The following is a 22076-nucleotide window of genomic DNA, read 5'->3' as shown; positions in this document are numbered from 1 at the left end:
CCAAAATAATAATTGTACATCCTCGGTAAAATGGGCTAACATATGGTTAGAAGCGACATTTTTGTACAAAATACGAAGATGTTTTTTATGATTACGGGGTGAATAGTTTGAATAAAGGGCAGCGCCATATAAAAATAAGAGAAATTATCGCTAGTAATGATATCGAAACACAGGATGAACTAGTTGATGAGTTAAAAAGTGCAGGTTTTAATGTGACCCAAGCAACTGTTTCAAGAGATATTAAAGAATTACACTTAGTTAAAGTACCTTTATTGGATGGGAGATACAAATATAGCCTTCCAGCAGATCAACGCTTTAATCCTTTGCAAAAATTAAAAAGGTCATTAATCGATGCATTTGTTCGAATAGACTCTGCTGGTCATTTGCTTGTGATGAAATGTCTGCCTGGGAATGCTATGGCGATAGGGGCACTCTTAGATAATCTTGATTGGGAAGAAATCTTAGGAACCATCTGTGGTGACGATACCATCTTAATCATCTGTCGTACACCTGAAGATACAGAGACCATCACAAACCGGTTCCTTGATATGCTTTAAGGGGGGAGTGTACGTTGTTATCAGAACTATCAATTAAAAATTTTGCCATTATTGAGGCTCTTTCCGTATCGTTTGACAAAGGTTTGACGGTGTTAACTGGAGAAACCGGAGCAGGGAAATCGATTATTATCGATGCGATCCATCTGCTTGTGGGAGGAAGGGGCTCAGCCGAATTTGTCAGACATGGGGAGGAAAAGGCTGAAATTGAAGGTCTTTTCCAAATAGATGAGCATCATCCTGTGTTTTCAAAAGCTTTTGAGTTTGGAATTGACATCGAAGAAGGCATGATTATATTACGAAGAGATATTTCACGGACTGGCAAAAGTGTGTGCCGGATCAATGGAAAGCTAGTGACGATTTCAACACTGAGGGAGGTTGGTTCGGCTCTAGTTGATATACATAGTCAGCATGAACACCAAGATTTAATGGATGAAACCCGGCATTTACATCTGCTTGATCAATTTGGGTCAGAAGAAATTTCTCTTTCCCATGCGGAATATCACGAAGTATTTCATCGTTATGAACAAACACTTCAAAAACTTAAATCTTTAACGGAGAATGAACAAAAAACCGCACATCGCTTAGATTTGATTCAATTTCAATTCGATGAGATTCAAAATGCCCAATTAAAGCTGAATGAAGATGAGGAGCTTTTTGAAGAAAAAAGAAAGCTTGCAAATTTTGAACGAGTGTTTGAGGCCGTTCAATCTAGTTATAATGCCTTATCAGGAGAACAAAAGGGTCTTGATTGGATTAGTATGGTGATGGGTCAGCTTGAAGAAGCCGCAGCTTTAGATTCTTCTTTTAAAGATGTATATGAAACCGTTATGAATTGCTTTTATCAATTAGAAGATGCTTCGCGCGCTCTAAGAAATGAACTTGATGGTTTGGAATACGATCCGCAACGTTTAAATCAAATCGAAGAAAGATTAAATGAAATTAATCAATTAAAACGTAAATATGGAAAATCAATCGAAGAGATTTTAGAATATGCTGCAAAAATTGAGGAAGAAATTGAAACCTTGCAAAATAAGGAAACCCATATAGATCAACTTGAGAAGCAGCTAGCTTCCATTAGAAAGGATTTAAGTCTGGAGGCCAAACAGCTAACAGAGCTACGAAAACAATGGGCAAAGAAACTAACAAAATTAATACATAATGAGTTAAAAGGGCTATATATGGCCAAAACAGTTTTTGAAATTCGCTTTGAATCCATATTGCCGCACTTTTCAAAAAATGGCGTTGATCATGTCGAGTTCTTTATTTCAACCAATCCGGGCGAACCTTTAAAGCCGCTATCGAAGATCGCCTCCGGCGGGGAGTTATCAAGGATTATGTTAGCACTAAAGAGTATTTTTTCCAAACACCAAGGTATTACATCAATTATATTTGATGAGGTGGACACTGGCGTTAGCGGAAGAGTTGCACAAGCGATTGCTGAAAAAATTTATAAAGTGGCTGTAGATTCCCAAGTATTATGTATATCTCACTTACCACAAGTGGCCGCGATGGCAGATACTCATTTGTTTATCTCGAAACTGACGGAAGGCGGCCGTACAAGAACCTCTGTAAACCCTCTTAGTAAGAAAGAAAAAATAAAAGAAATTGGCCGAATGATTTCTGGTGCTGAAATTACTGACTTAACTAAAAAACATGCTGAAGAATTGTTGTTTTTAGCTTCTGAAAATAAAAAAATTGAAAAGCTTCCCAAATAGGGGAGCTTTTTTATGTTGTAACCGGTTATAAATGCCGCAGATGCAGGCAAAATTAAAGATGTAGCCATTTCGATATAGAGTGAAGTGAAACAGAAGCGAGGAGAGTGAAGATTTTGAAGTTAGAAATAATCAGAAAGATCATTGGTGGAATTCTCCTTGTTTCATTAATCAGCGTGCTTTTTTTTCAGCCATTTCAACAGTACCTTGATATACCAAAGACCATTACAGTCTTTGAAGGACAGGATTATACGTTCCAAAAGGCTGTACCGGTTTCAGCCTCTTTAGTATCTCACAATTCAACTATCACACTTGAACAAGATAAAAATGACGTTTCCTTTAATGCAAAGAAAAACGGAAGAGAAGAAATGTTATTAGAATTTGCAGGAATACCCGTAAAAAAGGTCGATGTAAATGTTTTAAAGGATTTCAAAGTCCAGCCAGGTGGACAATCCATTGGTGTTAAATTAAATACGGTTGGCGTATTGGTCGTAGGCCACCACTTAGTTAATACCGAGGATGGCAAAAAATCACCTGGAGAAATTGCAGGAATAAAAATCGGTGATATCATTACGGAAATCAATGGAAGTAAGATAGAAAAAATGACAGATGTAGCACCTTTTGTACAAAGTGCAGGACAAAGCGGGAAAGCACTTGATTTGGTTATTAGCAGAGAAAGTGGTAAATTTAACACAAAATTAACTCCACTGAAAGACAAGGGAGAAAACTCCTATAAACTTGGATTATATATTCGTGATTCAGCAGCAGGAATTGGAACCATGACATTTTTTGATCCTCAATCAAAAAAGTATGGTGCCTTAGGTCATGTAATATCTGATATGGATACCAAAAAGCCAATAGTCGTTGAGGATGGTCAAATCGTCCGCTCAACAGTAACATCAATTGAAAAAGGAAGTAACGGTGATCCTGGTGAAAAGCTTGCACGTTTCTCATCGGACCGTGAAATTGTTGGTAACATACAGAAAAATAGCCCTTTTGGAATCTTTGGGGTGTTGAATAAAGATTTAAAGAATGGAATTATGGATAAACCGCTGCCAATTGCCTTATCTCACCAAGTAAAGGAAGGGAAGGCAAAAATCTTAACAGTCGTTAATGATGACAAGGTGGAAGAATTTGAAATTGAAATTGTCAGCACAATCCCGCAGAAATTTCCAGCAACAAAAGGCATGGTAATAAAAGTTACAGATCCAAGACTCTTGGAAAAAACGGGAGGAATCGTTCAGGGGATGAGCGGAAGCCCAATCATCCAAGATGGAAAGTTAATTGGTGCTGTAACACATGTCTTTGTCAATGACCCAACCTCCGGTTACGGAGTACACATTGAGTGGATGTTAAATGAAGCAGGAATTAACATATATGAAAAACCGCAGGAAAAGGCAAGCTAAAAATTGATTTTAAACAAAATAGGCGATTTCGCCTATTTTGTTTTACATAAGATTATTCGACAAAAGAATGGGATAATAAGGAATATATGCGAATTTAGTCGAATTTTAAAGGAAAACAAAGAAAAGATAAGATTATATCACTATTTTAAGAAATATAAAAAAAACTAGAGGAATTTTAGTTGCATTGTCGAATTTCTAATTTAGAATAGAATTAAGAGAATATAACTGAATGTAAAATAGATATGACCATTTGGACTTGAGGAGGAAATAAAGGTGAAAAAGATTAAAGTATGTGTAGTAGATGACAATCGGGAGTTAGTGGGGTTATTAGAGGACTATATTTCTTCCCAAGATGACATGGAAATTGCAGGTATTGCACATAATGGTCAGGATTGTTTAGAGCTTCTTGAATCAACAGATACCGACGTACTCGTCTTAGATATTATTATGCCTCATCTTGATGGTTTGGCTGTCCTAGAACGTTTAAGAGAACTGAAAAAAGGCGCGATTCCTAATGTTATTATGCTGACTGCATTTGGTCAAGAAGACGTAACGAAAAAGGCTGTTGAGCTTGGTGCTTCATATTTTATTTTGAAGCCTTTTGATATGGAGAATTTAGGAAGCCATATCCGTCAAGTAAGCGGGAAGAGCAGTCAGGTCAGCCGCAAGGCTCCAACAGGGAATTATCGTCAGCATACTGAAAATAAACCAAGAAACTTGGATGCAAGCATTACAAGCATTATCCATGAAATTGGTGTTCCGGCACATATAAAGGGGTATTTATATTTGCGCGAAGCCATTTCAATGGTTTACAACGATATTGAATTGCTTGGCTCAATTACCAAGGTGTTATACCCTGATATCGCGAAGAAATATAACACTACAGCGAGTCGTGTTGAACGTGCAATTCGCCATGCGATTGAAGTTGCTTGGAGTCGTGGAAACATTGATTCCATATCCTCTCTATTTGGATATACCGTAAGCATGTCCAAGGCGAAGCCAACGAACTCAGAGTTTATCGCTATGGTAGCAGATAAGCTGCGATTAGAGCATAAGGCATCTTGAAAGGATCAATAATAGCAAAAAACCCTTCATTTCAAATGAAGGTTTTTTTATGTATTAATTTATTTATCTTTTTCTAGTTCCATTAATTTTTGAATAAGTATATGCTGAGGCATATGCATAAGCTGTTCTAATGGAACATTTAATTTTTCGGCAAGCTTAATGGCAGTTTCAGGCGATAATTGTAAGGGCTTCACTATAAATTCATACCTCCATATTTTTTTAGTTAGGATGTGAAGAAATGACACAAATTTTTGCACACCGGGGTTATTCTGCGGCATTTGCTGAAAATACCATGAGTGCTTTTGTTGCAGCGGAGAAGTCAGGTGCAGATGGTTTAGAACTTGATGTCCAGTTAACAAAAGATGGTGAAGTGGTTGTCATTCATGACGAGAAGGTAGACCGGACAACAAGCGGTAAGGGCTATGTGAAAAATTTGACATTTAATGAAGTTCGAAAGTTGAATGCCAATAAAAAAGGTTCAAAAAAGGAGCCAATACCGTCTTTAATTGAGGTTCTAGAATGGATGCAAACCAACCAATTAATTTGTAATATAGAGCTGAAAAACGGAATATTTCCATACGAGGGTATGGAAGAAAAAGTGATTCACCTTATCCGTAAATATAATTTGAGCGATAGAATAATTATTTCATCTTTTAATCATTATAGTATCGTATTAAGCTATCGGATGGCCCCAGAAATCGAAACAGCACCCTTATTTAATGAGCAGATTTATATGCCTTGGGTTTACGCCCAATCAATCCGGGCGAAAGGAATCCATCCGAAGCTAGCTTCGATAACAGATAAAATTATCAAAGATGCAATCGAAAATGGAGTTGCAGTTAGACCTTATACAGTTAATAAAGATACTGACATGCATAGGCTTTTTAAAATAAATTGTACTTCGATTATTACAGATGATCCAGTAAAAGCCATAAAGATTAAGAAGGAATATGAAACGAGACCTTAATGGTCTCGTTTATTTTTTTGTAAACCTCGTTTGTACTTTGTTTCTCTTTCGGTCTCGATGAAATATGAAACCAGCAACAAAACCGAGGCCGCCAAGGAAAAGTATTAGTCCAATAAGAAATTGCAACCATAAAAATGGGATAGGGCTTTGTAGAATGCCAAATGTCATATCCCGCATGAGTTTTATCCCATAACCTGCTAAAAAACCAGGAATTACTAAGATAAGTAGAGCAATAATCCGCTTCATAATTAAATCCTTCCAAATATTTAGTCCATCCACCCAAGTTACTTCCTACAAGAAATATTAGTACAAAGATAAAATTTGTCAAGATAACGAAAAAAATATAGAATTAGTAATGAAAAATATTGCATGTTTTCGATTATGTTAGAATGAAAATAATTTCTCTTCAAATATAATTAAGGGGCGAAAAAATGCAAAACGTTATGATTGTTGGGGCCGGAAAGGGCGGAACAGCTATCCTTAATTTACTCAACGAAACAGAAGTTCTAAACGTTCAAGTTGTAATTGACAGAAATTTGGACGCGCCGGGCATTATAGTGGCACACCGGGAGGGTATCCAGACAGGGACCCATTGGAAGCCCTTTTTAAATGAAAATATTGATATAATTATTGAGGTAACTGGGGATGAACATGTATTTCAAGAATTAAGGAACACCAAAAACAAGAAAACGGTATTAATACCTGGCAGTGTAGCATTTCTACTTGCAAAGCTCCTTGAAGAAAAAGAAGAGTTAATTGTTAAGCATCAGAATGCTTCCTATCAACAGGAACTGATCTTTAATGCTACAAACGATGGAATGCTTGTGATTGACGCAAAGGGTTATGTAATCTTATTTAATAGCACTGCTGAAGAAATGACAGGTGTACCACGTGATCAAGCCATTGGGAAATATGTTGTTGAAGTGATACCTCAAAGCAGACTCCCGCTAATCCTTGCAACGAGAAAAGTTGAAACCAACCAAGAAATGATTTTAGGAAACGGCAGAAAAATTATTACCACCCGTATTCCTATAATTGAAGAGAATGGAACGTTAATTGGGGCATTTGCAGTTTTTAAAGATATTACAGAAGTAGTGAACCTTGCAGAAGAAATTACAAATTTAAAAGAAATTCAAACGATGCTTCAGGCAATCATCCATTCTAGTGATGATGCGATTTCAGTAGTGGATGAAAACGGCAGGGGAATTCTTATAAATCCAGCATATACCCGTCTTACCGGGCTTACCCAGGAACAAGTAATTGGGCACCCAGCCACAGCCGATATATCTGAAGGTGACAGCATGCATATGAAGGTGCTTCAAACGCGAAGAGCAGTCCGAGGAGTACCAATGCGGGTAGGGGCCAATAAACGAGAAGTAATTGTCAACGTAGCCCCGATTATTGTAGATGGGAAATTAAAAGGCAGTGTCGGTGTTATTCATGATATGTCAGAAATAATGACGCTTAATCGGGAATTGAGCCGTGCTAGACAAATCATTCGTACACTAGAAGCGAAATATACTTTTGAGGATATCATTGGAAGTTCAGAAGAAATGAAGCTAGCGATTGAGCAGGCAAAGCTTGGTGCAAAAACGCCTGCAACCGTCCTTTTACGCGGAGAATCTGGGACTGGAAAGGAACTGTTCGCACACGCTATACATAATGCAAGTGACCGAAAATACAACAAGTTTATTCGGGTTAATTGCGCCGCTATCTCTGAGTCACTTCTAGAAAGTGAATTATTTGGTTATGAAGAAGGTGCATTTTCTGGGGCAAAACGAGGAGGAAAAAGAGGCTTTTTTGAAGAGGCGCATAACGGAAGTATCTTTCTAGATGAAATAGGAGAACTTTCAGCCAATACTCAGGCGAAATTACTCAGGGTATTACAAGAGAATGAAATTATCCGAGTTGGCGGGACTAAGCCTATTCCGATAAATGTGAGAATCATTGCAGCAACCCATGTGAATCTTGAAAAAGGAATTGCAAAAGGCTCTTTTAGGGAAGACTTATACTATCGTTTAAACCGCATGCCAATACATATACCACCATTAAGAAATCGTAAAGAAGAGATTCCTGTATTATGTGAGATGCTTATTCAAAAAATAAATCGTGATTACGGCAGGAATGTCGAGGGTGTCACTCAAACTGCACTGCTTAAGTTAATGAATTATGATTGGCCGGGAAATGTAAGGGAACTAGAGAATATACTTGGCAGGGCTATGATTTTTATGAATTATTATGAAACATTGATCAATGTACATCACTTGCCGGAATTGAGGCCTAAAAATCCAGGCAACGAACCTTCTTTAGATAATAAATATGAATTCATTCAGCAGGATCGTACCTTAACGTCCATGGTGGAAGAGTATGAAGCAGAAATAATCTCACAAACACTTCACCGCTTGAATGGGAATAAAACCGCAACTGCTAAAACTCTTGGGTTATCGGTAAGAAATCTTTATTATAAATTAGAAAAATATAAGCTTGAAAATAACGGCATGCAATAATCTTCACGGTATGAAAATTATTGCAGATTAAAATTATTACTTTTGAAGCGCTTACAGCGAATGTGAACTTGGCACGGATATTGCATATTAAAACGATGGAATTTGCAGCAGAAGAGAGAAAGGGTTGATGAAAACTTGTTGCTTGAATCGCTGATAGACAAAGCAACCCAACTTGAAGGTAACACTGTAGCAGTGGCAGTGGCAGAAGATGAAGAAGTCATTGAAGCTGTTATTGAAGCAATAAATCGTAATATCGCCAATTTTATTTTATTTGGTAATAAAGAAAAAATTAATACGATATTGAATCAAAACATCCAATATCCAATTACAAGCGACAAAAACCTTACCGTGGTTCATGCTGATTCAAATGCGCTGGCTGCAGAACAAGCAGTAAGGGCTGTATCCAATAAAGAAGCCACCGTGTTAATGAAAGGGAATATCCCCACGAATGTCCTGTTAAAAGCAGTTTTAAATAAGGAATATGGTCTACGGACAGGAAATATTCTTTCACACGCAGCGGTCTTTGCTATCCCAGGTTTTGAGCGGTTTACGATCGTAACTGATGCTGGTATGAACATATCTCCGGATTTAGAGGAAAAGGCTCAAATCATTCGAAATGCCACGGCACTGGCAAAGGCAATTGGAATAGAATATCCCAAGGTAGCACCATTAGCTGCTGTTGAAGTTGTGAATCCGTCAATGCAGGCGACTGTTGACGCTGCTGCATTAACGGTAATGAATAAGCGGGGGCAAATCTCTGGATGTATTATAGATGGACCATTAGCATTAGATAATGCTGTTTCTGTTTTAGCTGCTGAACATAAAGGAATTCAAAGTGAAGTTGCTGGAAGAGCTGATATTTTAGTAGTTCCTACTATCGAGGTGGGAAACGTCTTATATAAGTCATTAATTTATTTTGCAAAAGCAAAAGTAGGAGCTATTATTACTGGTGCGAGAGCTCCTATCGTCTTAACTTCTAGAGCGGATTCTGCTGAAAGCAAGCTATACTCACTTGCACTTGCCATCTGCTCTGCAGCCGAATAGATCACATATTTTTGCTTTCATAATTAAAGGAGGATTTTTTCAATGGAAATTTTTAAGTACTTAGAACAATATGATTACGAGCAAGTTGTATTTTGCCAAGATAAACAATCTGGACTAAAAGCGATTATTGCCATTCATGACACAACATTGGGTCCTGCATTAGGCGGTACCCGTATGTGGACATATGAATCTGAGGAAGCAGCCATCATCGATGCCTTACGTTTAGCAAAAGGAATGACTTATAAAAACGCTGCAGCAGGATTGAACCTTGGCGGTGGGAAAACAGTTATCATTGGTGACCCTCGTAAAGATAAGAGTGAAGAAATGTTCCGTGCATTCGGCCGTTATATCCAAGGATTAAATGGCAGATACATTACTGCTGAGGATGTTGGAACTACAGTTGCAGATATGGACATCATTCATGAAGAAACGGATTATGTTACAGGCATTTCACCAGCATTCGGCTCCTCTGGTAATCCTTCACCTGTTACAGCTTATGGTGTGTATGTGGGAATGAAGGCAGCTGCAAAAGAAGCTTTTGGTACGGATTCTTTAGAAGGTAAAGTGGTTGCGATTCAAGGGGTAGGGAATGTTGCGTATACGCTTTGTAAGTACTTGCACGAAGAAGGAGCGCAATTAATTGTTACAGATATTAATAAAGAAGCAGTTCAGCGTGCAGTAGATGATTTCGGGGCTCGTGCAGTGGATCCAAATGAAATTTATGGCGTTGAATGTGACATCTATGCTCCATGTGCTCTTGGCGCGACGATTAATGATGATACAATTCCACAACTTAAGGCAAAAGTGATTGCAGGCTCCGCAAACAATCAGTTAAAAGATACCCGTCATGGTGATATTATCCATGAAATGGGGATTGTTTATGCTCCTGATTACGTAATTAACGCTGGCGGGGTAATCAATGTTGCAGATGAACTTTATGGTTACAACCACGACCGTGCAATGAAAAAGGTAGATCAAATTTATGCAAGTATCGAAAAGGTAATTGCTATCTCAAAACGTGATGGTATCCCAACGTATGTTGCAGCAGACCGAATGGCTGAAGAGAGAATTGAGAAAATGCGCAATTCCCGCAGCCAATTCCTGCAGAATGGCCACCATATTTTAAGCCGCCGCTAGGAAAATAGATGATAAAAGTAGTAAGGGGTGAGCGCTGAATGGGAAATTCAGCGTCTTTCCCTTTAATATATACGAAATGTAAAAATGGAGGTAAAAAACCTTGCCTGAAAATAAATATCGAATTCTCGCCATCAACCCAGGTTCTACTTCCACTAAGATTGGAGTCTTCGATAATGAAATTTCCATTTTAGAAAAAACAATCCGGCATGATTCAGAAGTTATTAATTCATTTACCAATATTATTGATCAATATGAATTTAGAAAGAGTACCATTTTGGAAATACTGGATCTTGAAGGAATCAATCTTTCCAAGCTGAGTGCTGTTTGTGGCCGGGGAGGACTGCTTCGGCCTATTGAAGGTGGAACCTATGCAGTCAATGAAACCATGCTCGATGATCTTCGGACTGGTTTTGCCGGGCAGCACGCTTCAAATCTGGGTGGAATTATTGCTTATGAAATTGCTTCAGGATTAAATATCCCATCCTTTATTGTTGATCCTGTTGTTGTTGATGAACTTGAACCGATTGCAAGAATCTCCGGTTTTTCCTTAATTGAAAGAGTGAGTATTTTCCATGCTTTAAATCAAAAAGCAGTAGCTCGAAGAGTTGCAAAAGAACTTGGTAAAAAATATACCGAGTTAAACCTTATTGTTACACATATGGGCGGCGGAATTACTGTTGGGGTACATAAAGAAGGCAGAGTCATTGATGTAAACAATGGCCTCCATGGTGATGGTCCTTTTAGCCCGGAACGTGCAGGAACGGTTCCTGTTGGGGATTTAGTGGCACTTTGCTATTCAGGTCAATATTACCGGGATGAAGTCATGAAAAAGCTTGTTGGTCAAGGTGGACTTGTCGGCTATTTAGGAACCAACGATGCTGTGGAAGTTGAAAGGAGAATTAAAGCTGGTGATGAACAGGCAGCCCTTGTTTTTGAAGCAATGGCCTATCAGGTTGCAAAGGAAATTGGAGCCGCCAGTACAGTTTTATCAGGAAAGGTAGATGCGATCGTGTTGACAGGCGGTCTTGCCTACGGAAAGAGTTTTGTGAAATCCATCACTGATAGAATTAATTGGATAGCAGACACCATTGTCCATCCGGGTGAGAATGAACTTCAAGCACTAGCTGAAGGGGCACTAAGGGTCTTGCGTGGAGACGAAATGGTTAAAGAATATCCGGGTACGTTCAAAACAGCAAAAATCTAACATTTTGGGGAGGGAATACTGTGTCACAAGAATATGATTTAGTCATTCTTGGCGGTGGTACCGGTGGTTATGTGGCTGCCATTCGTGCCTCTCAGCTTGGTTTAAAAACAGCAATCGTAGAAAAAGGAAAACTTGGTGGAACATGCCTTCATAAAGGGTGTATTCCTAGTAAGGCACTTCTCAGAAGTGCAGAAGTTTATGCAACAACTAAGCGCAGTGAAGATTTTGGTGTTACGACAAGCGAAGTATCCTATAACTTTGGCAAAGTACAAGAAAGAAAAAATAAGATAATTGATTCTCTGCATAAAGGTGTACAGCATCTCATGAAGCAAGGGAAAATTGATGTATATGAGGGGCTGGGCAGGATTTTAGGTCCGTCGATTTTCTCACCAATGCCAGGGACGATTTCAGTTGAAATGAATAATGGTGAAGAAAATGAAATGCTTATTCCTAAAAATGTTGTCATTGCGACAGGTTCAAGACCAAGAACCCTTCCCGGACTTGAAATTGATGGCGAGTTTGTCGTTACCTCTGATGAGGCATTGGAGCTTGAATCATTACCTGCTTCAATCATTATCGTTGGCGGTGGTGTCATCGGGATAGAGTGGGCATCTATGCTTTCTGATTTCGGTGTTGAAGTTACCGTCATTGAGTATGCAGATCGGATTATTCCAACTGAGGACAAGGAAATATCTAAGGAAATGCAGCGTCTCATGAAGAAAAAGGGGATAAAGCTTGTAACCGGTGCAAAGGTGCTTCCTGAAACCTTAGTAAAAGGTGAAGGTGTTACGATTTCTGCAGAAGTAAAAACAGGATTGAAAGAATTTAAGGCAGAGAAGATTCTTGTATCTGTAGGACGTCAAGCAAATGTCGAGGGTATTGGCTTGGAGAACACAGAAATCCAGGTTGAAAAGGGATTTATCGCAGCTAATGAATTTTACCAAACAAAAGAATCTCATATTTATGCTATTGGTGATGTGAACGGCGGCTTACAGCTTGCACACGTTGCTTCTCATGAAGGCATTATTGCAGTGGAGCATATTGCAGGAAAAGATCCATCTGTTCTAGATTACAATCTGGTTTCTAGATGTATTTATAGCAATCCAGAGGTTTCAAGTGTTGGGATTACTGAAGAACAGGCAAGTGAAAAGGGTCATAAAGTAAAAGTGGGGAAGTTTTCATTCCGGGCAATCGGCAAAGCACTTGTATTTGGAGAATCCGATGGTTTTGTCAAAATTGTTGCTGACGAAGAAACCAATGATATTCTAGGTGTGCATATGATTGGTCCGCATGTCACTGACATGATCACAGAAGCAGGTTTGGCAATGGTATTGGATGCTACTCCGTGGGAAATTGCTCATACGATTCATCCTCATCCAACACTTTCTGAAGCGATTGGAGAAGCTGCACTTGCAGTAGATGGCAGGGCAATCCATTCATAAGAATATTTGTATATGTCTAGCTTCAGCGCCTAGGGGCTCGGGTCATAGGCCAATCACTTCGGAAGGCAAAAGCCTTCTGTCAGTGCTTGTCTTATGCCGGTCGCCCCTGACCGCTAAGGAAAGCTCCTAAGAGTAATCCTCGCAGGAACAAGCAGTGCTTGTTCCGAAGGCGCTTCCGCTTTTCTATGAACAAACGGGAGGTATAAAAATGGCTGAAAATCGTCATCATGCATTAGGGTTAAGTGATGAAAAGGTTTTGGAAATGTATGAAACTATGCTTTTAGCCCGCCGGATTGATGAACGGATGTGGTTATTGAATCGTGCGGGTAAAATACCATTTGTTATTTCGTGTCAAGGGCAGGAGGCCGCACAAGTAGGGGCTGCATTTGCACTCGATAAGGATAAGGATTATGTCCTTCCTTATTACCGTGATATGGGAGTGGTGTTGACTTTCGGCATGACGCCAAAGGAATTAATGTTATCAGGATTTGCAAAGGCTGAGGATCCAAACTCAGGTGGACGCCAAATGCCAGGACACTTTGGGCAAAAAAGAAATCGCATTGTTACTGGGTCATCCCCAGTGACAACTCAGGTTCCACATGCTGTTGGTGTTGCGTTAGCAGGAAAAATGGAAAGAAAAGACCTTGTCACCTTTGTAACCTTTGGTGAAGGTTCCTCTAACCAAGGGGATTTCCATGAAGGAGCTAACTTTGCGGGAGTTCATAAATTACCGGTTATTTTCATGTGTGAGAATAATAAGTATGCGATCTCGGTTCCAATTGAAAAACAATTGGGATGCGAAAAAGTCTCAGATCGTGCAATTGGATATGGTATGCCGGGATTTACGGTTGATGGGAATGACCCATTAGAAGTATATCAAGTAGTAAAAGAAGCTGCTGACCGTGGACGTCGAGGAGAAGGACCTTCATTAATAGAAACAATCTCTTACAGACTGACACCACATTCATCTGATGATGATGACCGTTCGTATCGTGCTCCGGATGAAGTGGCTAAAGCAAAAACAAAGGATCCAATTATTACATTCGGTGCCTATTTAAAAGAAACTGGTGTAATGAGCGATGAGTTAGAAAAAGAAATCAACGACCGTGTGATGAAGCAAGTGAATGAAGCCACTGAATATGCTGAAAATGCACCGTATGCAGCACCTGAACACGCGCTGAAATATGTTTATGGTGATAAGTAGGGGGGATAAAATATGCCAGTAATATCTTATATTGACGCGGTCACAATGGCCATCCGTGAAGAGATGGAAAGAGACTCAAAGGTTTTTGTTCTTGGTGAAGATGTTGGGGTAAAGGGCGGAGTTTTTAAGGCAACGCAAGGTTTATATGAACAATTTGGTGAGGAGCGTGTGATTGATACACCGCTGGCTGAATCTGCGATTGCCGGTGTAGGAATTGGTGCAGCGATGTATGGAATGAGACCAATTGCTGAAATGCAGTTTGCTGATTTTATTATGCCTGCTGTGAACCAAATTATTTCAGAAGCCGCCAAAATTCGTTATCGCTCCAATAACGATTGGAGCTGTCCGATGGTTATTCGTGCACCATATGGCGGTGGTGTGCACGGCGCACTTTATCATTCTCAATCTGTTGAGGCAATATTTGCAAATACACCCGGTTTGAAAATTGTAATGCCATCTACCCCTTATGATGTAAAAGGGCTTTTAAAAGCAGCTATTCGAGATAACGACCCAGTATTATTCTTTGAACATAAGCGGGCGTACCGTTTAATCAAAGGAGAAGTACCCACTGATGATTATACATTGCCAATTGGAAAAGCAGATGTGAAGCGTGAAGGAGATGACATTACAGTTATCACCTATGGACTATGTGTTCATTTTGCCCTTCAGGCAGCAGAAAAATTAGCTAAGGATGGTATCTCAGCACATATTCTTGATTTGCGAACAGTTTATCCATTAGATAAAGACGCCATTATCGAAGCGGTTAAAAAGACGGGGAAAGTCTTACTCGTTACAGAGGCTAATAAAGAAGGAAGCATTATCAGTGAAGTATCAGCGATTATAGCTGAAAATTGTTTATTCGAATTAGACGCTCCAATTATGCGCTTAGCTGGACCAGATGTACCAGCCATGCCATATGCTCCGACAATGGAAAAATTCTTCATGGTAAACCCTGAGAAAGTCGAAAAAGCAATGCGTGAGCTAGCAGAGTATTAAAACGAAAAGCGAAGGTGCCTTGGGCAGACCCGACAAGCATAAGACGAGCCGGCATGAAGGTTGCTCTTTAACCTTCTTGATGGATTGGCAGATGACCGAGGAAAAAATGGTTGTCTTTTTCCTTCAAGGGTCTAGGCGCCGCAGCTAGACAGTAGGAGGTTGGGATTTTGGTAATTGAACAAATTAAGATGCCTCAGTTGGGGGAAAGCGTAACCGAAGGAACCATCTCAAAGTGGCTAGTTTCTGTCGGAGATAAAGTAAACAAGTACGATCCATTAGCTGAAGTAATGACAGATAAGGTAAATGCAGAAATTCCATCTTCCTTTGCAGGTACGATTAAAGAATTAATTGCTGAAGATGGTGATACACTTGCAGTCGGAGAAATCATATGTACGATTGAAGTTGAAGGCGGGAATGCAGAAGCAGCGGCAGTTAGTGAAACAAAGACTGAAGCAGCTGAAACAGTGGCAATTACGCCAGTAGAGCAAGGAAACAAAGCCCGGTATTCCCCTGCTGTATTAAAGATTTCTCAAGAACATGGGATTGATTTAACACAGGTGGCAGGCACTGGGGCTGGCGGCCGCATCACAAGAAAAGATTTATTGAAATTGATTGAATCCGGGAATATCCCGATTGAGCATTCACGTAAAGAAGTACCAAAACAGCCTGAGGTACGACTAACAGCTGTCCAAGAAACAGTACCAGCAGCTTCCACTCAATCTGCAGCCCCTGTTAATAAACAAGCCGCAGCTGATGTAAATATCCCTGTTGAAGTTGGAGATATTGAAATTCCTGTTACAGGAATTCGTAAAGCTATTGCGGCCAATATGCTTCGCAGTAAGCATGAGGCACCGCATGCCTGGACGATGATCGAAGTCGATGCAACAAACCTTGTGGAATACCGGAATTCTTTAAAGGATGAATTTAAGAAAAAAGAAGGTTTTAATTTAACATTCTTTGCATTTTTTGTAAAAGCTGTTGCGCTTGCCTTAAAGGAATTCCCGCAGATTAATTCCATGTGGGCTGGAGATAAAATAATCCAGAAGAAAGATATCAATATTTCAATTGCTGTTGCAACAGATGATGCATTGTTTGTTCCCGTTATTAAGCAGGCGGATGAGAAAACCATTAAAGGGATTGCCCGTGAAATATCGGAGCTTGCTGTAAAAGTAAGAAGTGGTAAACTTCGTGCTGAAGATATGCAGGGTGGAACCTTTACAGTGAACAATACTGGATCGTTTGGCTCGGTACAATCACAAGGAATCATTAACTATCCGCAAGCTGCTATTCTCCAGGTTGAATCCATCATCAAGCGCCCAGTTGTCATGAACAACAACATGATCGCCATTCGTGATATGGTAAACCTTTGTATGTCACTCGACCACAGAGTATTAGACGGACTCATCTGCGGACGATTCCTGCAACGAGTAAAAGAAATCCTTGAAAATACATCTAAATCCACCACATCCATTTATTAAATAAAAACCGCTGCCTGATTGGCGGCGGTTTTTTTCGTTGCTTGTATGGGCTTCGTACTCTAAAATAGAATTTAAAGAATATTATGTACTTAAACGTTAGGGGGAAGCATATGAGTTTAGATAATTTGCGAGATCAATCTTTTCCTTTAAAGAAACTAGATGATTGGAAAAGGAAAGCAGAAGAAACCTTAAAAGGCAAAAGTATTGAATCACTTACTAGTAGTACATATGAGAACATTGATTTGAAACCGCTTTATTCCCAACTGGATGAAATAAATGTACCTAATTACCCTGGAAGCTCTGATTTTCGCAGAGGGGTATATCCATTAGGTTATGTTACCAATGGCTGGAGGTCCGCACAGCGAATATCGTACAAAACAGCAGGAGAGTTAAAAGCCAAGCTCCATCAAGCTGTTGAAAAAGGACAGACTGCTTTATCCTTTGAAGTATCAAAGAACCTTTTTGAAACAAACGGTACCTTAAATGATGTACTGGGGGATTTTTCCGCAACAATTCCCTTTGCAATTAATAGCAGAGGCTTATCTTCAGCTATACTAGCGGAGTTAGCAGAACTGCAAGAAGGTAAGGATAAAATTACTGGATATATTGGCAGTGATCCTATTTCTATGTTTGCAGAGGAAGGATTACTTGTAGAAGAGTATCTTCATGGTTGGATTGAAGAAATAATACTTGCTAACGAGAAACTCCCAAATGTACGGACAGTGTTGATCGATACCACTACTTATCAAAATGGGGGAGCAAATGCGGTTCAGGAGCTTGGAATTGCAGCTGCAACCGGTGCTTTCTATCTTCAACAGTTACTTGATAGTGGTATGAAGCTTAAGGAAGCCTTATCGAAAATGATTTTTCAATTCTCAATCGGCAGCAATTTCTTTATGGAACTGGCAAAATTGAGAGCTGCCCGGATTCTTTGGGATAAAATTACCAAAGTATACGGAGCAGAAGTCGAAGACAGAGGAATGCAGATTGCAGCAGAAACTTCCTCTTTTACCAAAACGTTATATGACCCTCATGTTAATATTCTTCGAGCCGGTAATGAGGCATTTGCGGCCGTTGTCGGGGGAGTGCAATATTTACACGTAACAACTTTTGATGATATTTCGGGCAGTTCCAGCCTATCTGAACGAATTGCACTAAACACACAAAATATTTTAAGAGAAGAAGCCCATTTAAAAAATGTGGTAGATCCTGCGGGCGGCTCCTGGTATATAGAAGCATTGACAACAGAGCTTGCAGAAAAAGCATGGCAATATTTTCAGCAAATTGAAGCAAACGGCGGCATGCTGGAAGTATTAAAATCTGGCTGGTTACAGGGCGAAATAGAAAATGTTCATACAAAACGGAAACAGGATGTTTTTTCGAGAAAACGAAGTATTGTCGGGACAAATGTATATGCCAATCTCATAGAGGCAGCTGCTCCTGTGAAAGAAAAAGTCACGGGGGGCTATTTCGAAAATGCTTTTTCAAAAATTGAGATAAAGTCGATTCCAAATAGGAGATTATCCGAGCCTTTCGAGGAACTTCGAAACATTAGCGAACGAATTGAAGGGATTATTGGTTCTAAACCTGAGGTTGGATTGATTTGTCTTGGTGAGCTTAAACAATACAAACCTCGAATGGATTTCATGAAAGGATTCCTAGCTGCTGGAGGTTTGAAAGCAGTCGAAAGTGAGTCAATTACTTCTTTGGAAAAGGCAAAACAATTTATTTTAAATCAGAATACAAAGTACTACTGCCTATGCAGCAGCAATGACCAATACGAAGTGTTAGGACATGAAGTTCTTACTGGCTTAAATCAGGAATTTTCAGACACAATCTTTTTTCTAGCTGGTTCACCAGAAAAAGAGCAGCAGCCTAAATGGCTGAATGAGGGAATTAAACAATTTATTCATCTAAAAAGCAACTGTTACGAAACGCTCTCTGCAATTTTAATAGAAATGGAGGCGGCACTTGATGAGTACACAAAAGCCTGATTTTCAATCTATACCATTGTTCATTGACCAGGACTTCATTACAAAAGAGAAATGGCAGGAACAAGTCGAAAAACAACTAAACACCTCCATTGATGATTTATTATATGAAACCAATGAACAAATTAAACTCAAACCACTTTATACATCGGAGGACCGTGTAGGAATAGAGCATTTAGAAGACCTGCCCGGCATTGCTCCTTATACCCGAGGTCCCTATCCAACTATGTATGTAAATCGTCCATGGACTGTAAGACAATATGCAGGATTTTCGACAGCTGAGGAGAGTAATGCATTCTATCGTCGTAATCTAGCGATGGGGCAAAAAGGGTTATCAGTAGCCTTTGATTTGGCCACACATAGAGGGTATGATTCTGACCATCCCCGCGTTGTGGGTGACGTCGGTAAAGCCGGGGTTGCAATTGATTCTGTTTTGGACATGAAAACACTTTTTGATGGAATTCCACTAGACCAGATGTCCGTTTCTATGACGATGAACGGCGCAGTTTTACCGATCCTAGCCTTTTTTATCGTTACGGCAGAAGAACAAGGAGTTACCCAGGAAAAACTGGCCGGAACGATTCAAAATGATATTTTAAAAGAGTACATGGTACGTAACACTTATATCTATCCACCTGAGATGTCAATGAAAATCATTGCCGATATCTTTGAGTATACTTCCAAATATATGCCAAAGTTTAATAGTATCAGTATTTCTGGCTATCATATGCAGGAAGCAGGGGCTCCGGCTGATTTGGAATTGGCATATACACTTGCAGACGGATTAGAGTATGTAAAGACAGGACTTAAAGCTGGAATTGATATTGATAAATTCGCACCGCGATTGTCCTTTTTTTGGGCAGTCGGGATGAATTATTTTATGGAAGTTGCTAAAATGCGTGCTGCCCGCTTAATCTGGGCAAAAATGATGAAATCATTTAAGCCGAAAAACGAGAAATCAATGGCACTTAGAACCCATTCTCAAACTTCGGGATGGAGTTTAACGGAACAAGATCCATTTAATAATGTTATTCGGACTATGCTTGAGGCACATGCTGCGGCTATGGGGCATACACAGTCACTGCACACCAATGCTTTGGATGAAGCGATTGCCCTTCCAACTGACTTCTCCGCTCGTATTGCCCGAAATACGCAATTGTTTTTACAAGAAGAAACAGGAATCACCAACGTAATCGATCCTTGGGCTGGATCTTTTTATGTAGAAAAGCTAACACTTGAATTGGTAGAAAGAGCATGGACTCACATAGAAGAAATTGAAAAGCTTGGAGGAATGGCAAAAGCGATTGAAACGGGTCTTCCTAAAATGAGAATTGAAGAGGCATCCGCAAGAAGGCAAGCGCAAATCGACTCCGGAAAAGAAACAATCATTGGTGTAAACAAATATCGTCTAGAGAAAGAGGAAGCCATTGATATTTTGGATATCGATAATACAGCCGTTCGTTTAAAGCAAATTGAAAAATTATCCAGCTTAAAAGCTAGCCGTGATGAGGAAAGGGTAAGCGATGCTTTAGCAGCCTTAACAAAGGGAGCAGAAACAGGGGATAGCAACCTGTTGGAACTGGCAGTTCAAGCGGCAAGGGTTAGGGCCACTCTAGGTGAAATTTCGGATGCAATTGAGAAGGTTGCCAATAGACATAAAGCAGTTATTCGTTCTATTAGCGGAGTGTACAGTACGGCTTTTTCAAATGAAGAGGAAATTTCTGAAGTGAAAAATATGACCGATGATTTTCTTGAGAACGAGGGAAGAAGACCGCGAATTCTAATTGCCAAAATGGGGCAGGACGGGCATGATCGTGGTGCAAAGGTTATTGCCACAGCGTTTGCAGACCTCGGGTTTGACGTCGATATTGGTCCATTATTCCAAACACCTGAAGAAACCGCGATACAGGCGGTAGAAAATGATGTGCATGTCATTGGAATGAGTTCGCTGGCTGCAGGTCACAAAACGTTATTGCCACAGCTAGCATCTGAGTTAAAAAAGCTTGGCCGAGAAGATATATTAATTGTTATCGGCGGCGTTATCCCAGCACAGGATTATCAATTTTTATATGACAATGGTGCTAGTGCCATCTTTGGCCCAGGAACGATTATCCCAGTTGCTGCTCAAAAGGTTGTTAAGGAAATTTATAAACAGCTTGGCTATGAGGAAGTGGAGAGGTAGATGACGGAGAATATGAAACCGGAATGGAGCGACCCGAACGAGCCGGAAAAATTCTCGAGTGTTATTAGAAAGGGACAAGAGCTTAAAGGGCTGCCCGCTTCTACTGAAAAAAATATCATTTTTAAAAAGCGGTCCTCTAAGGAGCCGGCCGTTGAAGAATTAGTTGCTGGAGTATTATCAGGAAACAGAGGGCAGCTTGCCCGAGCTATTACTCTAGTGGAAAGTAACGCAGAACAACATTTCGTTAAGGCACAGGAGCTTCTGCAAAAGCTACTGTCAAATAGCGGTAATGCAATCCGGATCGGGATAACGGGTGTTCCTGGTGCCGGGAAAAGTACTTTTATTGAAGCGTTTGGCACGTACCTTTGTAACCTCGGTCTGCAGGTCGCGGTACTGGCAATTGATCCGAGCTCTAGTCTCTCGGGTGGAAGTATCCTAGGTGATAAAACCCGGATGGAGCAATTATCGCGGAATCCTAGGGCCTTTATCCGTCCTTCGCCAACAGCAGGAAAGCTTGGCGGTGTACACCGGAAAACAAGGGAAGCGATGTTAATTTGTGAAGCAGCAGGTTTTGATGTAATTTTAATCGAAACGGTCGGAGTGGGACAAAGTGAAGTTATTATCAGGGATATGGTCGACTTTTTCATGCTGCTCGTTCTAACTGGTGCCGGTGATGAATTACAGGGGATGAAAAAGGGGATTATGGAGTTAGCAGATGCAGTCCTTATCCATAAAGCTGATGGGGATAATAAAATAAAAGCAGAACAGACGAGAAAAGAGTATAGCCGTATCCTTCACTTTTTACAGCCGGCAACGAAAGGGTGGTCCTCCAAGGCCTATACCTGCTCGTCTTTAACAGGGGAAGGGATTAGAGAAGTATGGGAAGTTATTATGGATTTTGAGTGTAAAGGAAAATCCTCTGGAGTGTTTGCTGATAGACGAAAAGGACAACAGCGCGAATGGATTTATTCGTTAATTACGGATCAGCTCCATTACAGCTTTTTCCACCATCCAGAGGTAAAGCTTAAACTGCCACAATTGGAAAATGAAGTAATGGCAGGAAAAAAAACAGCTGCCACTGCAGTAGAAATCCTTTTTAACACGTTCGTCTCTAATAAAGAGTAATGATTTATTGAAATAAATACATTTTTATTGTTATCATGTAGTTATATCGACATAAATTA

18 protein-coding genes are annotated in these 22076 nt (G+C 39.9%); 16 read left to right on the top strand and 2 right to left on the bottom strand.

Annotated features, from left to right (window positions below):
- Window positions 1-107: 107 nt before the first annotated feature.
- From ahrC to spo0A, 4 genes are all read left to right on the top strand, one after another.
- On the top strand, window positions 108-557 hold the full coding sequence (gene ahrC, locus AC2TFD_RS21825) for a transcriptional regulator AhrC/ArgR (protein WP_335511253.1): 450 nt from the start codon (window positions 108-110) through the stop codon (window positions 555-557).
- Window positions 558-571: 14 nt separating this feature from the next.
- Window positions 572-2272 carry a DNA repair protein RecN gene (gene recN, locus AC2TFD_RS21820; RefSeq protein WP_335511251.1) on the top strand — a complete coding sequence of 567 codons (1701 nt, stop codon included), beginning with the start codon at window positions 572-574 and terminating at the stop codon, window positions 2270-2272.
- A 104-nt stretch (window positions 2273-2376) separates the two neighbouring features.
- Window positions 2377-3675, top strand: coding sequence for a SpoIVB peptidase (gene spoIVB, locus AC2TFD_RS21815; protein WP_420489190.1), 1299 nt, complete (start codon window positions 2377-2379; stop codon window positions 3673-3675).
- A 273-nt stretch (window positions 3676-3948) separates the two neighbouring features.
- Window positions 3949-4740, top strand: a complete 792-nt coding sequence (gene spo0A, locus AC2TFD_RS21810; protein WP_335511250.1) for a sporulation transcription factor Spo0A — start codon at window positions 3949-3951, stop codon at window positions 4738-4740.
- 59 nt (window positions 4741-4799) lie between these two features.
- On the opposite strand, the gene AC2TFD_RS21805 is transcribed toward spo0A, so the two are convergent.
- Entirely contained in the window at window positions 4800-4934 is a 135-nt protein-coding gene (locus AC2TFD_RS21805) for a YycC family protein (protein WP_335511247.1), read from the bottom strand.
- 44 nt (window positions 4935-4978) lie between these two features.
- Here AC2TFD_RS21805 and AC2TFD_RS21800 point away from each other — a divergent pair, with 44 nt between their 5' ends.
- A complete protein-coding gene (locus tag AC2TFD_RS21800; protein WP_335511245.1) occupies window positions 4979-5707 on the top strand; it encodes a glycerophosphodiester phosphodiesterase in 729 nt (242 codons plus the stop codon).
- 9 nt (window positions 5708-5716) lie between these two features.
- Here AC2TFD_RS21800 and AC2TFD_RS21795 read toward each other — a convergent pair whose 3' ends face one another.
- Window positions 5717-5953 carry a DUF2627 domain-containing protein gene (locus AC2TFD_RS21795; protein ID WP_335511307.1) on the bottom strand — a complete coding sequence of 79 codons (237 nt, stop codon included), beginning with the start codon at window positions 5951-5953 and terminating at the stop codon, window positions 5717-5719.
- 185 nt (window positions 5954-6138) lie between these two features.
- On the opposite strand from AC2TFD_RS21795, the gene AC2TFD_RS21790 reads away from it, so the two are divergent.
- The 11 genes from AC2TFD_RS21790 (at window position 6139) to meaB (ending at window position 22017) form a co-directional block, all read left to right on the top strand.
- The gene (locus AC2TFD_RS21790) at window positions 6139-8214 is read left to right on the top strand and encodes a sigma-54 interaction domain-containing protein (RefSeq protein ID WP_484673946.1); all 2076 of its coding nucleotides are present in this window, start codon (window positions 6139-6141) and stop codon (window positions 8212-8214) included.
- A 135-nt stretch (window positions 8215-8349) separates the two neighbouring features.
- Window positions 8350-9258 carry a phosphate butyryltransferase gene (gene yqiS, locus AC2TFD_RS21785; RefSeq protein ID WP_484673945.1) on the top strand — a complete coding sequence of 303 codons (909 nt, stop codon included), beginning with the start codon at window positions 8350-8352 and terminating at the stop codon, window positions 9256-9258.
- Window positions 9259-9300: 42 nt separating this feature from the next.
- Window positions 9301-10395 carry a branched-chain amino acid dehydrogenase gene (gene bcd, locus AC2TFD_RS21780; protein ID WP_335511239.1) on the top strand — a complete coding sequence of 365 codons (1095 nt, stop codon included), beginning with the start codon at window positions 9301-9303 and terminating at the stop codon, window positions 10393-10395.
- 100 nt (window positions 10396-10495) lie between these two features.
- The gene (gene buk / locus AC2TFD_RS21775; protein WP_335568420.1) at window positions 10496-11599 is read left to right on the top strand and encodes a butyrate kinase; all 1104 of its coding nucleotides are present in this window, start codon (window positions 10496-10498) and stop codon (window positions 11597-11599) included.
- A gap of 20 nt (window positions 11600-11619) precedes the next feature.
- Window positions 11620-13041: a dihydrolipoyl dehydrogenase gene (lpdA, locus tag AC2TFD_RS21770; RefSeq protein ID WP_335568419.1), complete on the top strand. Its 1422-nt coding sequence runs from the start codon at window positions 11620-11622 to the stop codon at window positions 13039-13041.
- Between the two features lie 208 nt (window positions 13042-13249).
- Window positions 13250-14245 (top strand): thiamine pyrophosphate-dependent dehydrogenase E1 component subunit alpha, encoded by a 996-nt coding sequence (locus AC2TFD_RS21765; RefSeq protein ID WP_335568418.1) that lies wholly within the window; start codon window positions 13250-13252, stop codon window positions 14243-14245.
- A gap of 12 nt (window positions 14246-14257) precedes the next feature.
- A complete protein-coding gene (locus tag AC2TFD_RS21760; protein WP_335511231.1) occupies window positions 14258-15241 on the top strand; it encodes an alpha-ketoacid dehydrogenase subunit beta in 984 nt (327 codons plus the stop codon).
- Between the two features lie 167 nt (window positions 15242-15408).
- The gene (locus AC2TFD_RS21755; protein WP_484673944.1) at window positions 15409-16719 is read left to right on the top strand and encodes a dihydrolipoamide acetyltransferase family protein; all 1311 of its coding nucleotides are present in this window, start codon (window positions 15409-15411) and stop codon (window positions 16717-16719) included.
- A gap of 110 nt (window positions 16720-16829) precedes the next feature.
- Entirely contained in the window at window positions 16830-18713 is a 1884-nt protein-coding gene (locus tag AC2TFD_RS21750; RefSeq protein WP_484673943.1) for a methylmalonyl-CoA mutase subunit beta, read from the top strand.
- Window positions 18694-20892 (top strand): methylmalonyl-CoA mutase, encoded by a 2199-nt coding sequence (gene scpA, locus AC2TFD_RS21745; RefSeq protein WP_484673942.1) that lies wholly within the window; start codon window positions 18694-18696, stop codon window positions 20890-20892. Before AC2TFD_RS21750 ends, scpA begins: the two co-directional genes overlap by 20 nt.
- A complete protein-coding gene (meaB, locus tag AC2TFD_RS21740) occupies window positions 20893-22017 on the top strand; it encodes a methylmalonyl Co-A mutase-associated GTPase MeaB (RefSeq protein WP_484673941.1) in 1125 nt (374 codons plus the stop codon).
- The last annotated feature ends 59 nt before the right edge of the window (window positions 22018-22076 follow it).

This window comes from Neobacillus sp. plas4, assembly GCF_057221695.1.
Note: the sequence above shows the minus strand (reverse complement) of the source record. Positions and strands in the feature narration are given on the sequence as shown.

Excerpts from the sequence above, each read along its gene's own strand:
- AC2TFD_RS21800 (WP_335511245.1), top strand. The coding sequence starts at position 4,979 with ATGACACAAATTTTTGCACACCGGGGTTATTCTGCGGCATTTGCTGAA.
- AC2TFD_RS21795 (WP_335511307.1), bottom strand. The coding sequence starts at position 5,953 with ATGAAGCGGATTATTGCTCTACTTATCTTAGTAATTCCTGGTTTTTTA.
- AC2TFD_RS21750 (WP_484673943.1), top strand. The coding sequence starts at position 16,830 with ATGAGTTTAGATAATTTGCGAGATCAATCTTTTCCTTTAAAGAAACTA.
- meaB (WP_484673941.1), top strand. The coding sequence starts at position 20,893 with ATGACGGAGAATATGAAACCGGAATGGAGCGACCCGAACGAGCCGGAA.
- AC2TFD_RS21790 (WP_484673946.1), top strand. The coding sequence starts at position 6,139 with ATGCAAAACGTTATGATTGTTGGGGCCGGAAAGGGCGGAACAGCTATC.
- scpA (WP_484673942.1), top strand. The coding sequence starts at position 18,694 with ATGAGTACACAAAAGCCTGATTTTCAATCTATACCATTGTTCATTGAC.
- AC2TFD_RS21760 (WP_335511231.1), top strand. The coding sequence starts at position 14,258 with ATGCCAGTAATATCTTATATTGACGCGGTCACAATGGCCATCCGTGAA.
- AC2TFD_RS21765 (WP_335568418.1), top strand. The coding sequence starts at position 13,250 with ATGGCTGAAAATCGTCATCATGCATTAGGGTTAAGTGATGAAAAGGTT.
- bcd (WP_335511239.1), top strand. The coding sequence starts at position 9,301 with ATGGAAATTTTTAAGTACTTAGAACAATATGATTACGAGCAAGTTGTA.